The sequence below is a fragment of the Kitasatospora sp. MAA19 genome (assembly GCF_029894125.1).
Classification (GTDB): Bacteria; Actinomycetota; Actinomycetes; order Streptomycetales; family Streptomycetaceae; genus Kitasatospora.
In genome coordinates this window covers 122,618-136,389 of sequence record NZ_JARXYZ010000004.1, presented here as the reverse complement: position 1 = coordinate 136,389, position 13,772 = coordinate 122,618, and the positions used below count along the sequence as shown (strand labels likewise).

At 73.9% G+C, this 13,772-nt stretch carries 14 protein-coding genes; 9 read left to right on the top strand and 5 right to left on the bottom strand.

Annotated features, from left to right (window positions below):
* Window positions 1–9: 9 nt before the first annotated feature.
* The 5 genes from P3T27_RS08570 (at window position 10) to P3T27_RS08550 (ending at window position 6,150) form a co-directional block, all read left to right on the top strand.
* Complete coding sequence (locus P3T27_RS08570; protein ID WP_280676013.1) at window positions 10–1,212, top strand: histidine kinase; 1,203 nt, start codon at window positions 10–12, stop codon at window positions 1,210–1,212.
* Window positions 1,209–1,859, top strand: coding sequence for a response regulator transcription factor (locus tag P3T27_RS08565; RefSeq protein ID WP_280676011.1), 651 nt, complete (start codon window positions 1,209–1,211; stop codon window positions 1,857–1,859). Before P3T27_RS08570 ends, P3T27_RS08565 begins: the two co-directional genes overlap by 4 nt.
* Window positions 1,860–2,057: 198 nt before the next feature.
* The gene (locus tag P3T27_RS08560) at window positions 2,058–2,927 is read left to right on the top strand and encodes a 3-hydroxyacyl-CoA dehydrogenase family protein (protein ID WP_280676009.1); all 870 of its coding nucleotides are present in this window, start codon (window positions 2,058–2,060) and stop codon (window positions 2,925–2,927) included.
* A gap of 352 nt (window positions 2,928–3,279) precedes the next feature.
* On the top strand, window positions 3,280–3,603 hold the full coding sequence (locus P3T27_RS08555; RefSeq protein WP_280676598.1) for an STAS domain-containing protein: 324 nt from the start codon (window positions 3,280–3,282) through the stop codon (window positions 3,601–3,603).
* Between the two features lie 210 nt (window positions 3,604–3,813).
* Window positions 3,814–6,150: an ATP-binding protein gene (locus P3T27_RS08550; protein ID WP_280676007.1), complete on the top strand. Its 2,337-nt coding sequence runs from the start codon at window positions 3,814–3,816 to the stop codon at window positions 6,148–6,150.
* A gap of 48 nt (window positions 6,151–6,198) precedes the next feature.
* Here P3T27_RS08550 and nucS read toward each other — a convergent pair whose 3' ends face one another.
* Window positions 6,199–6,858, bottom strand: a complete 660-nt coding sequence (nucS, locus tag P3T27_RS08545) for an endonuclease NucS (protein ID WP_280676005.1) — start codon at window positions 6,856–6,858, stop codon at window positions 6,199–6,201.
* Between the two features lie 480 nt (window positions 6,859–7,338).
* Here nucS and P3T27_RS08540 point away from each other — a divergent pair, with 480 nt between their 5' ends.
* On the top strand, window positions 7,339–7,731 hold the full coding sequence (locus P3T27_RS08540; RefSeq protein ID WP_280676003.1) for an SCO5389 family protein: 393 nt from the start codon (window positions 7,339–7,341) through the stop codon (window positions 7,729–7,731).
* A 121-nt stretch (window positions 7,732–7,852) separates the two neighbouring features.
* On the opposite strand, the gene P3T27_RS08535 is transcribed toward P3T27_RS08540, so the two are convergent.
* Entirely contained in the window at window positions 7,853–9,163 is a 1,311-nt protein-coding gene (locus tag P3T27_RS08535; protein WP_280676001.1) for an LLM class flavin-dependent oxidoreductase, read from the bottom strand.
* Window positions 9,164–9,392: 229 nt separating this feature from the next.
* Between P3T27_RS08535 and P3T27_RS08530 the strand changes: the two genes are divergently transcribed.
* Complete coding sequence (locus P3T27_RS08530) at window positions 9,393–9,716, top strand: ATP/GTP-binding protein (RefSeq protein ID WP_280675999.1); 324 nt, start codon at window positions 9,393–9,395, stop codon at window positions 9,714–9,716.
* A 6-nt stretch (window positions 9,717–9,722) separates the two neighbouring features.
* On the opposite strand, the gene P3T27_RS08525 is transcribed toward P3T27_RS08530, so the two are convergent.
* Together P3T27_RS08525 and P3T27_RS08520 are read right to left on the bottom strand one after the other, a co-directional pair.
* On the bottom strand, window positions 9,723–10,490 hold the full coding sequence (locus P3T27_RS08525) for an ABC transporter permease subunit (protein ID WP_280675997.1): 768 nt from the start codon (window positions 10,488–10,490) through the stop codon (window positions 9,723–9,725).
* Window position 10,491: 1 nt separating this feature from the next.
* The gene (locus tag P3T27_RS08520; protein WP_280675995.1) at window positions 10,492–11,496 is read right to left on the bottom strand and encodes an ATP-binding cassette domain-containing protein; all 1,005 of its coding nucleotides are present in this window, start codon (window positions 11,494–11,496) and stop codon (window positions 10,492–10,494) included.
* Window positions 11,497–11,588: 92 nt separating this feature from the next.
* Here P3T27_RS08520 and P3T27_RS08515 point away from each other — a divergent pair, with 92 nt between their 5' ends.
* Both P3T27_RS08515 and P3T27_RS08510 read left to right on the top strand, forming a co-directional pair.
* Window positions 11,589–12,386 (top strand): alpha/beta hydrolase, encoded by a 798-nt coding sequence (locus P3T27_RS08515; RefSeq protein WP_280675993.1) that lies wholly within the window; start codon window positions 11,589–11,591, stop codon window positions 12,384–12,386.
* Window positions 12,383–12,694 (top strand): hypothetical protein, encoded by a 312-nt coding sequence (locus tag P3T27_RS08510; RefSeq protein ID WP_280675991.1) that lies wholly within the window; start codon window positions 12,383–12,385, stop codon window positions 12,692–12,694. Before P3T27_RS08515 ends, P3T27_RS08510 begins: the two co-directional genes overlap by 4 nt.
* A gap of 80 nt (window positions 12,695–12,774) precedes the next feature.
* Here the strand turns inward: P3T27_RS08510 and P3T27_RS08505 are convergent, their stop codons facing one another.
* Window positions 12,775–13,704: a cellulose-binding protein gene (locus P3T27_RS08505; protein ID WP_280675989.1), complete on the bottom strand. Its 930-nt coding sequence runs from the start codon at window positions 13,702–13,704 to the stop codon at window positions 12,775–12,777.
* Window positions 13,705–13,772: the final 68 nt, after the last annotated feature.

The following is a 13,772-nucleotide window of genomic DNA, read 5'->3' as shown; positions in this document are numbered from 1 at the left end:
GATGGGGGTGTGCCCCTCCCGTCCCTCACCCCGCGCCGGCAGGACCGGCTGATCGCCCTCTGCGGTCTGCTCGGCGGCGTGGTGCTGATCGTCTTCAAGGTGTACGACCGCGCCGGCCAGGTGCCGCTGTGGGCGGTGCTGCCGCCGATGCTGGTGATGTCGGCGCTGGAGCTGGTCCGGCGGACCAGACCGGTGCTGGCGGTGTCGGTCGGCGGGCTGGCCTTCGCGGCGAGCCTGTTCGCCGGCAGCCTGCTGGCGACGCTGATCATGTACACCGACCTGCTGTACGCGGCGGTGATCTACGGCAGCCGCCGGATGTCGCGGGTGCTGCACCTGACCGGCGGGTCCACCGTGCTGGTGCTCTCGACGCTCGCGGCGATCTACGGCGGCACGGCGGGCGCGCTGCTGGTGGCGGTGGTCGGTTCGATGATCTTCCTGGCCCCGGTGTGGACCGGCGACGTGGTGCGCAAGCACCGGCAGGAGGCGGAGGCCGAGCGGCTGCGGGCCGAACAGACCGCGCTGCTCTCGGAGATGGACCGGCGCGAGGCCGTCGGCGCCGAACGGGCCAGGATGGCGCGGGAGTTGCACGACGTGGTGGCCAACCACCTGTCGGCGATCGCGATCCACGCGACCGGTGCGCAGTCCGTCGCCCGGCGCCGTCGGCTGGCCGAGGACGACCCGCTGGTGGAGGTGCTGGCGGTGATCCGGGAGAACAGCGTCCAGGGTTTGGCCGAAATGCGTCGCATGATCGGACTGCTGCGCGACAGCGGCGGGGGAGAGGCCGACGAGTCGTACGCGGCGCCCGACCTCGCCGCGGTGGACGCCCTGCTGGCCAAGGCCAGGGCGGCCGGTCAGGACATCGGGCTGGACTTCGACCTGGCCGAGCACGGCGAGCGCGGGGACGTCCCGGTGCCGGTCGGCCTGGCCGCGTACCGGATCGTCCAGGAGTCGCTGACCAACGCGCTCAAGCACGCCGGGCCCGGACTCGTCCGGCTGCGGCTGGAGTTCGGGCCCGAGGAGCTGCGGATCGCCGTCGACAGCCCGTACCGCGGCGAGGCCGGCCGTGGACTGCCCGGCGCCCGGGCCGGGCTGGTGGGCATGGCGGAGCGGGCCGGGCTGCTCGGCGGCAGCTTCGAGGCGGGCCCGCGGGACGGACACTGGAGCGTGCGCGCGGTGCTGCCGCGCGGGCGGGAGAGCGAGGGACGGGCATGACGATCCGGGTGCTGGTGGCCGAGGATCAGGCGGCGGTACGGGCGGCGCTGGTGATGATCCTGCGGGCCGAGCCGGACGTCGAGGTGGTCGGGCAGGCCGCCGACGGCGAGGAGGCCGTCCGGCTGGCGCTGGAGCTGCGGCCGGACGTGGTGCTGATGGACGTGCAGATGCCCCGGCTGGACGGCGTGTCGGCGACCCGGCAGGTGGTCGCCGCCGGGGCCGCCCAGGTGCTCGTGCTGACCACCTTCGACCTGGACGAGTACGTCTACGGCGCGCTGCGGGCCGGCGCGGCCGGGTTCCTGCTCAAGGACCTGGAGGCGGACACCCTGGTCGAGGGCATCCGGACGGTGGCGCGCGGGGACGGCATGCTGGCGCCCTCGGTGACCAGGCGGCTGATCGGCACCTTCGCCCGCCCGGAGCGGTCGGTCGGCCCCGAGGCCCGGGCGACGGTGGCCGAGCTGACCCCGCGCGAGCGGGAGGTGCTGGCCTGCCTCGGGGCGGGCCTGTCGAACGGTGAGATCGCGGCCCGGCTGGAGATGGCGGAGGCGACCACCAAGACGCACGTCAGCCGGATCCTGGCGAAGCTGCGGCTGCGCAGCCGGGTGCAGGCGGCGATCCTGGCGCAGGACCTGGGGCTGACCATCTGACCGTCCGATCAGCCGACCGGGGCCGGTCTGGGTCGGCTGACCAGGTCGGTTGCAGATCACACTCCCGATTGCTACTGCGCGGGCGGATTGGGCATTAGAGTCCCGGCAACGAGCGACGCGGCTCGATGGCGGTGACCCCTGCCCTGAGCCGCCTTCAGGGCCCGCCCCAGGGCGGCGACGGCATCGGGAGACCCAGCCATGAGCAATGCGTCCAGCAAGCAGATCGCCGTGATCGGTGCCGGCCTGATGGGCGCCGGCATCGCCCAGGTGTCCGCGCAGGCGGGCCACCCGGTGGTGCTGCGGGACGTCACCGAGGAGGCCCTGCAGCGCGGGCTCGCGGGCATCCGCGCCTCCTACGACAAGTTCGTCGCCAAGGGCCGGCTGAGCGCCGAGGACGCCGAGGCCGCGCTGGGCCGGATCACCACCACCACCGACCTGGGCGCCGTCGCCGAGGCCGACATCGTGGTCGAGGCCGTGTTCGAGCAACTGGAGGTCAAGGAGGGCGTCTTCCGGGAGCTCGACAAGCTCGCCAAGGACGGCGCGGTGCTGGCCTCCAACACCTCCGCCATCCCGATCACTCGGATCGCGGCCGCGACCCGGCGCCCCGAGTCGGTCGTCGGCGTGCACTTCTTCTCGCCGGTGCCGCTGATGAAGCTGGTCGAGCTGGTCCGCGGCTACAAGACCAGCGACGAGACGCTGGCCGTGGCCCGGGCCTTCGCCGAGGGCGTCGGCAAGGAGGTCGTGGTGGTCAACCGCGACGTGGCCGGCTTCGTCACCACTCGCCTGATCACCGCGCTGGTCGTCGAGGCCGCCAAGCTGTACGAGTCGGGCGTCGCCACCGCCGAGGACATCGACACCGCCTGCCGCCTCGGCTTCGGCCACCCGATGGGCCCGCTGGAGACCGCCGACCTGACCGGCGTGGACATCCTGCTGCACGCCGCCCGCAACATCTACGACGAGACCCAGGACGAGAAGTTCGCCGCCCCGGAGATCATGGCGCGCATGGTCACCGCCGGTGACCTCGGCCGCAAGAGCGGACGCGGCTTCTACCCGTACCAGGGCGCGTGAGCCCCCGTCGGAGCAGGTGAGCGACGACGCCGGGCGACCGGGCGGGCCGTGCGGTCGGAGCACCGTACGCCCGCCCGGTCGGGTCGGGTGAGTTTCCTCACGCCGGATGCCGCACACGGGTGATTTGGGCGGTAATCGAGCGTAGGTGTGGAGACTTACTGCGTATATTCCCTCGGACGAGTGAAGTTGCTTCAGATCTGACCGGAACCAGCAACCTGCGGTACTGGTTCACCGTCAGATGAGGGGGAACCCGGCATTCCGACCGGGCCCGGGCGAGGGGCCACGGCCCGCCCGGATGGACACCCCGCCCCGGAACAACCCCTACCAGACCGGCCAGGCGAAGGAGGAGAGCATGCGCATCACCGGCGACCACAGGGCGCTGGCCATCGAAGGCCGCCTCGACGTGCGCACCGCCGCCGATGCCCGGGCCCGGCTGCACCAGGCCGTGGACGGCGGCTTCGGCGACCTCGTGCTCGACCTCGCCCGACTGGAGTTCTGGGACGCCACCGGCCTCGGTGTGATCATGGGCACCCATCGCAGGGCCGGCCGGATCGGCCGCCGGCTGGTGCTGCGCTCCGTCCCGGCCCAGCTCCAGCGGCTGCTGGTGGCCACCAAGCTGCACCGCATCCTGGCCGTCGACGGCGGCATCGCCGAGGCCCACGGGATCATCCTCTAGGCCCCTGACCAGCACCCGGACCGGCCGCGGGGCCGCCCCGGTCCAGCCCCGGACCGGACCGCCCTGCGCGGCCGGGCCAGTATGTGCAAGAGTCTGCCCGTCAGATGACGGCCGCCTCAGCCAGCTGCCCCCAGCTCGCACGCGGCCGCGACCGAGACGTCAGCCGGCCGGTGCGGGGCGCCGTCGGCCGAGCACGATGCGGAGCAGAACGTGGCACAGCCATCCGGGGAGTTCCGGCAGGAGGCCGCCCGCACCCGAGGCGGCGAACTCGTCTCCGGCGGGCTGCTGGTCGGCGTCGGTGCCCCGGACGGCTCCGAGGTCAGGCCCTGCCCCGAGGAGTGGCGGCCCCGCCCGCGCCGGATCGAGCGCAGCGAGCCCGCCCGCGGCCCGGTCGGCGGCGTCGGCCGCGCGGTCGGCCCGCTGGCCCTCGGCGCCGGGCCCGCCGACCTGCCGCTGCTCGACCGCGAGGCCGACATCGCCGAACTCCTCGGCCTGCTCGCCGAGGGCCGTTCGATACGCCTGGTCGGCCAGGCCGGCTCGGGCCGCAGCGCGCTGCTGTCGGCCGTCGCCGAGGCCGCCGCCGACCTCGCCCCCGGCGGCGTCGTCCAACTCTGCGGGCACCGCCGCACCGCCGCCGACCTGCTCCAGGACCTCTTCGCGGCCACCCACCACGCCCCCGGCTACCGGCCGGACCCCGGCCAGCTGGCCGCCCACCTCGCCGAGGTCGGCGCGATCGTGGTCGTCGACGGCGCCGAGCAGTCCGGCGCCGAACTGGAGGAGCTGCTCGCCGCGGCCCCCGGCTGCGCCTTCCTGATCTCGGCGGCCCCGGGCAGCCCGCCGCTGCCGCCCGGCTCCCGGCTGCAGGACCACCTGGTCGCCGGGCTCTCCCGCTCCGCCTGCCTCGCCCTCGCCGCCCGCCAGGCCGGGCGGCCGCTGGACGTCGCCGAGAAGGCCTGGGCGGTCGACCTCTGGTTCGAGTCCGAGGGCCTGCCGCTGCGCTTCGTCCAGGCCGCCGCGCTGCTGCGCCAGCGGGACGTCTCGGTGGACGCGCTGGTCGCCGCCGAGGAGGACCGGATGGGCGTCTTCGGCGCGGTCGAGGAGCCCGTCCACGACCCCGACCCGGCGGTCCGCGAGAACGCGCTGCGCCGGACCGTCCCGCTGCCGTCCGTCGCCGAGACCGCCTCGCCCGCCGTCCGGCTCGCCGAGGGGCTGAGCGAGCCCGCGCAGGCCGTCCTGCGGCTCGCCGTCGCGCTCGGCGGCGAGTGCCCCACCGCGCCGCACCTGCCCGCGCTGATCGACGTCGGCCAGGGCGAGAGCGCCCTCGCCGAACTCGCCGACGCCGGGCTCGCGGTGTCCATCGGCGGGCACCACCGGCTGACCGCCGGGGTGCTCGACCTGCTCGCCCCGCACTGGCCGGCCCGCGGCTGCCTGGACGGCGCGGCCCAGCACTTCGCCTGGTGGGTCGGGCACAGCTCGGTGTCGCTGGCGCAGGTCGCGGCCGAGGCGGAGGTGGTGATCGGCGTCCTGCTCGCGGACCGGGCCGCCGGCCGGCACGACGCGGTCGTTCGCCTGGCCCGGGCCGCCGCGCCCGCGTTGGCGCTGGCGCTGCGCTGGGGCGCCTGGGAGCGGGTCCTGCAGCTGGGCCTGGAGGCGGCCCGCCGGACGGGCTCCGGCACCGACCAGGCCTGGTTCCACCACGAGGCGGGCGTGCACGCGTTCTGCGTCCGGGAGCCGTCCCGGGCGATGGCCGAGCTGGAGACCGCGCTCACCCTGCGGGCCGCGGCCGGCGAGCAGCGCGGGGTCGCCGCCGCGCGCCGGATGCTGGACCTGCTGCGCGCCGACGGCCGGCAGCTGGAGCCCGCCGCGGCCGCCGCGTCGGCGCCCTCCCGGCGGCCCGTCATCCGAGCGATAGCCAAGGTGCCGTCCAGCCTGCGGTCCGGGACCAGGCGCCGGGTGATCGCCGCGTCGGCGGCCGTCCTGGCGCTCGGGGCCCTCGGGACGGCGGTGGCGATGAGCGCCACCGGCCCGGAGCCGCACCAGGGGAACGATCCGCACAGCCGGCTCGACGATCCGGACGGCACCCAGACCGGTCCGCTCCCGGCGCCGCGCACCGGCAGCGCACCGGCCACCACCGGCACCGCCGGTCCGGCCGCGGGCTCCGCCCCGGCGACGGACGGCACCAGCCCGGAGCCGTCGGCGAGCGGGAGCGCGTCGCACTCGCCGAGCGCGTCGCCGTCGAAGAAGCCGAGCAGGTCGGCGAGCGAGAGCCCGTCCGACAGCTCACCGCCGCAGCAGCCGCAGCCGCCCGCGCCGGGCCAGTCGCAGCCGCCGGTCCAGCAGCCCGGCCCGCAGCCGGGCGGCGGCTCGAACGGCGGTGGCGGTGGCCAGCCCGGCGGCGGTCAGTCCGGCGGTGGCGGCGGCACCGGGACGTCGCCCTCGCCGAAACCGAGCAGCAGCTCGCCCTCGCCGACCCAGAGCGCCACGGCGACCCCGACGGCCACCGCGACCGGCACGCCCAGCCCGACGTCGACGACGTCCGCGGGGTGACCGGCCTGCGGGGAGACCGGTCAGAAGCGACCGGTCAGCGGTGACCGGTCAGAACAGCTTGAGCTTGTCGTCGTCGATGCCGCGCAGCTCGTCGTAGTCCAGCACCACGCAGCCGATGCCCCGGTCGGTGGCCAGCACACGGGCCTGGGGCTTGATCTCCTGCGCGGCGAAGATGCCCTTGACCGGGGCCAACAGCGGGTCCCGGTTGAGGAGTTCGAGGTAGCGGGTGAGCTGCTCGACGCCGTCGATCTCGCCGCGGCGCTTGATCTCGACGGCCACCGTGGCGCCGTCCGAGTCGCGGCAGAGGATGTCGACCGGGCCGATCGCGGTCGGGTACTCGCGGCGGATCAGGGACCAGCCGGCGCCGAGCACCTCCATCCGGTCCGCGAGCAGCTCCTGGAGGTGCGCCTCGACGCCGTCCTTGATCAGGCCCGGATCCACCCCGAGTTCGTGGGAGGAGTCGTGCAGCACCTCCTCCAGCGTGATGATGAGCTTCTCGCCGGCCTTGTTCTCCACCGTCCAGACCCCGTCCGCCTCCTTGAGCGCGCACGGCGGGGACATCCAGTTGAGCGGCTTGTAGGCGCGGTCGTCGGCGTGGATGCTGACGCTGCCGTCGGCCTTGACCAGGATGAGCCTGGTGGCGGAGGGCAGATGGGCGGAGAGCCGACCGGCATAGTCGACTGAGCAGCGGGCAATTACGAGACGCACGGTCGACCACGCTAGCCCACCGGGGCCAGTTGATGCGATTCCACGACGACCGGGTGAAGAAAGCGCGAACCCCGCGAACATGGAGGCTCGGCAATTCCGCTACCCGCCCGTCGCGGTCTGGCGCCCATCCCCTCTGGTCGCTACCGTGTGTGACGGCACGCATGCGGGATCGCTGTCAACGGGGATGGAGACTTCAGATGAACGATCCGACGGGATCCGGCCAATCTGGTGCACCACGGCGTATTTCCGAAGCAATCCACTGGAATGACCGGCCCGCTCCGCCGTTGACTGCCACGCTGTTCCGAGTGCGGTCGGTGTCCGGGACGTCACGTCCCGTGGCGCCGCCGCTTTCGCAGGGTGCCGGAAACGCCCGTTCCACGGTGTTCCGGGCACCACGCGCGATCCGCCCACCCTCACTGTGAGCTTGGACTACGCATGACCACCCGGGCGCCGCGCGGGTGGACCGCGAGAGGAGAATCCATGTCGCTCGACGTCTCACCGGCCCTGCTGGAAAAGGCCGAGCGGGGCGAGGTCGACGAGCGGGAATTCGTCGACTGCGTCCGCGTCTCGCTGCCGTACGCCTGGGACCTGATCAGCTCGTTGGTCGCCCAGGCGAAGGTCGACGGTACCGATTTCGCCGACAACCAGGTACCGCCGCCCAGCGAGCAGGCCCGCGGCCAGCTCCTGCGGGCCCTCGCCAGCGACGCCATCCGGGGTGCCCTGCAACGGCACTTCGGGGTGCGGCTGGCCTTCCAGAACTGTCACCGGGTTGCGGTCTTCCTGCCGTCGGAGACCAACGAGGCGCGGCACGCGCGCTTCACCTCGGTCCGGGAGCAGCTGCTCAACCAGTCCGAGCAGCTGCGGGACTGCTGACCGGACGGCACCGCTGATCCGGTGCCGGTACCGACCGACCCGGAAGGTCGTCGGGCCGCCCCCGTCCCCCGGTGCGGGGGGAGGGGCGGCGGCCCGGACCGGCCCCGGGACGGGCGCGGGATCAACCCAGCTGCGGCAGTACCTCGGAGCCGAGCCGGGCGATGTTGTGCAGCGTCGCCTCGCGGTCGCCGCTGCCCTCCGCGAGGAGCGCGAAACGGCGGATGCCGGTCCGCTCGGCGGTGGCCAGCAGCCGGTCGGCGCACTGCCGCGGCGTGCCCACCGCGTGCAGGTCGCAGAGGAGTTCGGTGTACTGCCGCGGGTCGCGCATCTTGCGCTCCCGGCCGTCCACGGTGCGGTGGGCGCCGAGCCCGTACTCGAACCAGCCCGGCATGGCGTTCAGCAGGGTGGCCCGGGCCGCCGAGGTGCGGTCGTCGACCTGCGCCACCCCGGCCGCGACGTGCCGGCGGTTCACCCGGCGCAGCTGCTCCTCGCCGCGCCCGGCGGCCAGCCAGGCGGTGCGGTACAGCTCCAGCATGTGCAGCTTGTCGTCGTCGCCGGAGTGCATGCCGAGCAGCATCGGCAGGCCGCGCTCGGCGGCGAGCTTCACCCCGCCCGGCGAGGTACAGGCGACCACCATCGGCGGGCCGGCCACCGGCCGCCCGGTCGGGTCGAGTTCCTCGCCGAGGCCCTCGACGTCCTGGCGCTGGCGCGGGAAGCGCACCGGGCCGGACTCCTCGCCGAGACCGAGCCAGCTGCCCAGCCCGGGGCGGCGGAGCGGTTCGGTGGCGCGCGGCACCACCGCCACCTCGGGGAAGGCGAACTGCGGGCCGTCCGCGCCCACCCGGGAGCCGCGCAGCCAGCGCAGCAGCAGGTCCAGCCGCTCCGGGAAGCCGCTCTCGAAGGCGTCCACGCCGCCGCCGAACACGTCCAGGTCGATCCACGGCCCGCCGCGGCCCACCCCGAGCGTGAAGCGCCCGTCCGAGGTGAGGTGCAACAGCGCGGCCTGCTCGCCGAGCGCCACCGGGTGGGCGGTGGAGAGCACGCTGACCGCCGTGCCGACGCCGATCCGGCGGGTCCGGCCGAGCAGCAGCGCGGCCAGCGTGACGGCGTTGGGGCAGACCCCGTACGGGACGAAGTGGTGCTCGGCCAGCCAGACGCTGTCCAGACCCGCGCGTTCGGCCTCGACGGCGGCCCGGACGGTGCGGTCCAGCGCCTCGCGGTGGCTCTGCCCGGGGAACTGCGCGGACAGCAGGAACGCGCCGACCCGTACCGGCGCGGTCTCCGGCGGGAGCGCGCCCGCCCGCTGGGGGGTGGGCAGCGGATCGCCCGCCGTGGCCGTGATCGGGGGGACGGCGGTCAGCACCGGACCGGGGGCGGGTGGCCGGACCCCGACGGGCCGACGGGTCTCGGCACGGGGACTGGTCTTGGTCATCGTTGGGCCTCCTCGGGTGCGCGCAGGGTCTGCGGGCCCCGCCTGTTCCCCTTGTGGGTATCCGATGTCATGTGCCAATGGCACGCGGAACCCCGTATTTCCTCGAAGATCGGGTGGATCTCGGCAAAAACGCGGGAGCGCCGGAGGATGCCGTGATAGTGGCCTTCGGGAGGGATGGACGGCCGTAGGCTGGAACGGCCACGAGCCCCTGGAAGAGAGGTAGTCCGACGTGTCGCCGCGCCGCAACCGGATCAAGAGCGCCGACCCCCGCGAGAGCGCCGAGCCGGCCGCCCCACTCGGTGGATCGCTGCGCCGCACCGAGAGCTACCGGGGCGACGACTGGGTGGTCCAGACGGTCGCCGGGACGGCCGGGCGGCACTACCGCTGCCCGGGCTGCGACCAGGAGATCCCGCCCGGGGTGGGCCATGTGGTGGCCTGGCCGGCGTACGGTGCGGGCGTGGACGACCGGCGGCACTGGCACCGCTCCTGCTGGGGTGCGCGGGAGCGCCGGGCCTCCAACATCCTGCGCGGCCGCGGCGCTCCGCGGTACTGAACCGCCTCAGGCGTCCCGGCTCTTGAGCACCAGCGCGCCGCCGACCAGGGCGGCGAGGGTCCAGGCCAGGCAGATCACGAAGCCGGTCCACGGCCCGTACGGCTGGCCGTGCTGCTCGTACACCAGCAGCATCCGCGAGCCCGCGTAGTCCGGGAAGTAGTGGGCCAGGGTCTTGACCTTCGGCACCGCCGAGAGGATCGGCGAGAGCAGGAAGAAGAACGGCACCAGCACGCCCAGCGCCAGCGTCTGGTTGTGCAGCATCGTGGTGACGCCGGCCGAGAACAGGCAGAGCAGCGTCAGGTACAGCGCGGCGCCGAACACCGCGCGCAGCACGTGCGGTTCGCCGAGGCCGGTGGCGTGCGAGCCGAGCAGCGCCTGGCCGAGGAAGAAGGTGACGAAGGCCGTCACCACCGAGACCACCAGGGCCATCGCGCCGAGCACCGTCGCCTTGCCGGTGAGCAGGGTGCCGCGCTGGGGGACGGCGGCCAGGGTGACCCGGATCATGCCGGTGCTGTACTCGTTGCCGATCGCCAGCACGCCGAAGACGATGATGGCGAGTTCGCCGAGCATGATGCCGGAGAACGAGGTGCCGGTCGCGTCGAACGGGGACTGGTCGCTCCGGCGGAACTCGGTGAAGTTGTTGTTCGTGAGCAGGGACAGCAGCGCGCCGATGCCGACGGTGACGACGAAGGTCAGCGCGAGCGTCCAGACCGTCGAGCGGACGCTGCGGATCTTCGTCCACTCGGAGCGCAGGATCGCCGGGAAGGACGTCATCTCAGTTCTCCTCCTGCCGTGCCGCCGCGGACTGCCGGGTGCCGTCCGCCGTCCACCCGGCGCCCCAGACGCCGGGTGCGCCGGCCGCGTCCCGGCCCGGCCCGTCGCCCGCGTGGTACTCCACCGAGTCGGCCGTCATCTGCAGGAACGCCTCCTCCAACGAGGCCTGCTGCGGGCTGAGTTCGTGCAGGACGACGCCGTGGGCCGCGGCCAGGTCGCCGAGCCGGGCGAGGTCGCCGTCGACCACCTCGTAGGAGCCGCCCGGCCCGGGCTCGGGCCGGATCCCGGCGCCGGCCAGGGCGTCGAGCAGCCGCTCGGGGTGTGGGGTGCGCATCCGTACGGCGGAGCGGGAGTTGCGTCGGATGAACTCCGGCATCGGCAGGTCGGCGAGCAGCCGGCCCCTGCCGATGACCACCAGGTGGTCGGCGGTGACGGCCATCTCGCTCATCAGGTGGGAGGAGACGAAGACCGTCCGGCCCTCGGTGGCGAGCCGCTTCATCAGGTTGCGGATCCAGAGGATGCCCTCCGGGTCCAGGCCGTTGACCGGCTCGTCGAACATGACGATCTCCGGGTCGCCGAGCAGCGCGGAGGCGATGCCCAGGCGCTGGCCCATGCCGAGCGAGAAGCCGCGGGCCCGCTTGCGGGCGACCGGGGTGAGGCCGACCAGGGCGAGCACCTCGTCCACCCGGCGGGTCGGGATGCGGTTGCTCTGGGCGAGCCAGAGCAGGTGGTCGCGGGCGGTGCGGCCGGGGTGGACGGACTTGGCCTCCAGCAGTGCGCCGATGTACTTGAGCGGCTCGCTGAGCTGCCCGTAGCGCCTGCCGTCGATGGTGACCCGGCCGTTGGTGGGGCGGTCGAGGTCGAGGATCATGCGCATGGTGGTGGACTTGCCGGCGCCGTTCGGACCGAGGAATCCGGTCACCACGCCCTGGGGGACCTGGAAGCTGAGCCGGTCCACGGCGAGGGTCTTGCCGTAACGTTTCGTCAGGTCGTGCAACTCGATCATCCGCGCTCCCTTACTCGCTGTCAGGCTAGGACAAAGCGGATATCGCGGCCCGCTGAGTGGGCCCGCCGGGCGTGCCGGAATACGGTGGGCCCATGACCCAGCTCCCCTCCGCCTTGTCGGTCCGCGAGAGCGGTACCGGAACACCGATCGTGCTGCTGCACGCCTTCCCGCTGAACGCCTCGATGTGGTCCGCCCAACTGGACGCGCTGCCCGGACTGACCGGCGACGAGGCCCGGGTGCTCGCCCCGGACCAGCGCGGTTTCGGCGGCACCGAGCTGGGGGCCGACGAGCCCTCGCTGGACCTGGTCGCCGACGACCTCGCGCTGCTGCTGGACGCGGCCGGGATCGGGCGCGCGGTGGTCGGCGGGCTCTCCATGGGCGGCTACGTGGCGCTCGCCTTCGCCCGCCGCCACCCGGACCGGCTGGCCGGCCTGCTGCTGGCCAACACCCGCGCCACCGCCGACACCGACGCGGTGCGGGCCAACCGGGAGCGGATCGCCGCCGCCGTCACCGCCCGGGACAGCGTCCGGCTGCTGCTCGACGAGCAGGTCGCGGCCGGGCAGCTCGGGCCGGACTCCGGTCATCTGCTGGACCGGGTGCAGGCACTGGTCGCGGCCGCGCCGCCGGCCGCCGTCGCCTGGGCCCAGCGAGCCATGGCGGTCCGGCCGGACGCGCTGGACGTCCTGGCCGGGTTGCGGGTGCCGGTCGCGGTCGTCGCGGGCGCGCAGGACCCCCTGGTGGCGCCGCAGGAGGCCGAGCTGATGGTCCGGGCCCGGCCGGACGCCGAACTGACCGTCATCCCCGGGGCGGGCCACCTGAGCGCCCTGGAGGCGCCGGAGGCGTTCGACACCGCCGTCCGCGACCTGCTGGCCCGGGTGGCGGCCGGATGAGGGAGGACACGGCCGGCTGGGACTTCTCGGCGCTGGAGGTGACCGGGCGGATGCCCGTGACCAACCGCGGCGAGGGACTGGTCGAACTGACCCTGGAGCCGCTCGGCGAGGACTACTGGCTGCGCCCCGGGGAGACCTTCGTCGTCACCTCGTACGGCGACCACGGATCCGGCCACCCGTTCGAGGTGCAGTACTGGCCCGACTCGGTGTCGGTCTGGTGCACCTCGTGGTTCGGCACCGTCTCGGACGACGAGGGCAACCAGCTCAGCAGCGGGCACCAGCGGCCCGATGGGGCCTATCCGCGGTGATGCCCACTCATCCGAGATGATGACGGCTGAAAAGACGGCAGGCCCTCACCCGGGCGGGTGAGGGCCTGCCGGCGTCGGCGTCAGCGCGACTGCTGGGCGGGCACTCCCAGGGTGTCGTCGCCCGGCAGCGAGGCGGCGGCCACGGCCGCGCCGGTCAGCGTCGCCAGCATCTCGCGGACGTTGGTCAGCTGGGCGTTGATGCTGTCGCGGCGGTTGGTGAGCGCCGCCAGCTCGCGCTCGGATTCGCTGCGGATCCGGTCCGCCTTGGCGTTGGCGTCCGCCACGATGTCCTCGGACTGGCGCTGGGCCGTCTCGACGGTCTGACGGGCGCGGCGCTCGGCGTCGGTGCGCAGCTTCTCGGCCTCCAGGCGCAGCTGCTCGGCCCGGTGCTCGATCTCGGCCAGCCGCTTCTCGGCCTTGGCCTGACGGGCGGCCAGGTCGCGCTCGGACTGCTCGCGACGCTTGGCCAGGTTGGTCTCGAACTCCAGCGCGGCCTGGGCGGCCTTGGTGCGGGTCTCCTCGAAGAGGGCGTCCGCCTCCTCGCGCTTGTTCTGGGCGTCCTTGTTGGCCTCGGCGCGCAGCTGGGCGCTGTCGCTCTTGGCCTTGTCGACGATCCGCAGACCCTCGTCCTCCGCCTTGGCCTTGCGGTCCTTGGCGTAGTTCTCGGCCTCGGTGCGGACCTGCTGGGCGGCAGCCTCGGCGAGCTCACGGTGCTGCTCGGAAGCGCGGTGCGCCTCGTCGCGCAGGTCCTTGGCCTCCTCCTCGGCGAGTCGCAGGATCTTCTCGACCCGGGCGCCGAGACCGGCGTAGGAGGGCTCCGCCTCGGTGACCGCGGCCTGCGCGGTCTGGGTCTCCAGGTGGAGCTCCTCGATGCGCTTCTCCAGCGCACTGATCCGGGTCAGGGCACTGTCACGGTCGGCCACCAGCTTGGTGATCCGCTCGTCGACCTGGGCGCGCTCGTACCCACGGCGCACCAGGTCGAAGCCGTGAGGGGAGTGACTGTCGCTCATGGGGTTCTGGGCTTCCTGTCGTCAAACCGCTGAGGTGGTTGGGGGAATCCTGACACGGTACCGGAGTG

What these genes read in the sequence shown, in the direction of transcription:
- P3T27_RS08510 (WP_280675991.1), top strand. Translation starts at nt 12,383, where the DNA reads ATGAGGGAGGACACGGCCGGCTGGGACTTCTCGGCGCTGGAGGTGACC.
- P3T27_RS08555 (WP_280676598.1), top strand. Translation starts at nt 3,280, where the DNA reads ATGCGCATCACCGGCGACCACAGGGCGCTGGCCATCGAAGGCCGCCTC.
- P3T27_RS08515 (WP_280675993.1), top strand. Translation starts at nt 11,589, where the DNA reads ATGACCCAGCTCCCCTCCGCCTTGTCGGTCCGCGAGAGCGGTACCGGA.
- P3T27_RS08560 (WP_280676009.1), top strand. Translation starts at nt 2,058, where the DNA reads ATGAGCAATGCGTCCAGCAAGCAGATCGCCGTGATCGGTGCCGGCCTG.
- P3T27_RS08520 (WP_280675995.1), bottom strand. Translation starts at nt 11,496, where the DNA reads ATGATCGAGTTGCACGACCTGACGAAACGTTACGGCAAGACCCTCGCC.
- P3T27_RS08535 (WP_280676001.1), bottom strand. Translation starts at nt 9,163, where the DNA reads ATGACCAAGACCAGTCCCCGTGCCGAGACCCGTCGGCCCGTCGGGGTC.
- P3T27_RS08505 (WP_280675989.1), bottom strand. Translation starts at nt 13,704, where the DNA reads ATGAGCGACAGTCACTCCCCTCACGGCTTCGACCTGGTGCGCCGTGGG.
- P3T27_RS08540 (WP_280676003.1), top strand. Translation starts at nt 7,339, where the DNA reads ATGTCGCTCGACGTCTCACCGGCCCTGCTGGAAAAGGCCGAGCGGGGC.
- P3T27_RS08525 (WP_280675997.1), bottom strand. Translation starts at nt 10,490, where the DNA reads ATGACGTCCTTCCCGGCGATCCTGCGCTCCGAGTGGACGAAGATCCGC.
- P3T27_RS08565 (WP_280676011.1), top strand. Translation starts at nt 1,209, where the DNA reads ATGACGATCCGGGTGCTGGTGGCCGAGGATCAGGCGGCGGTACGGGCG.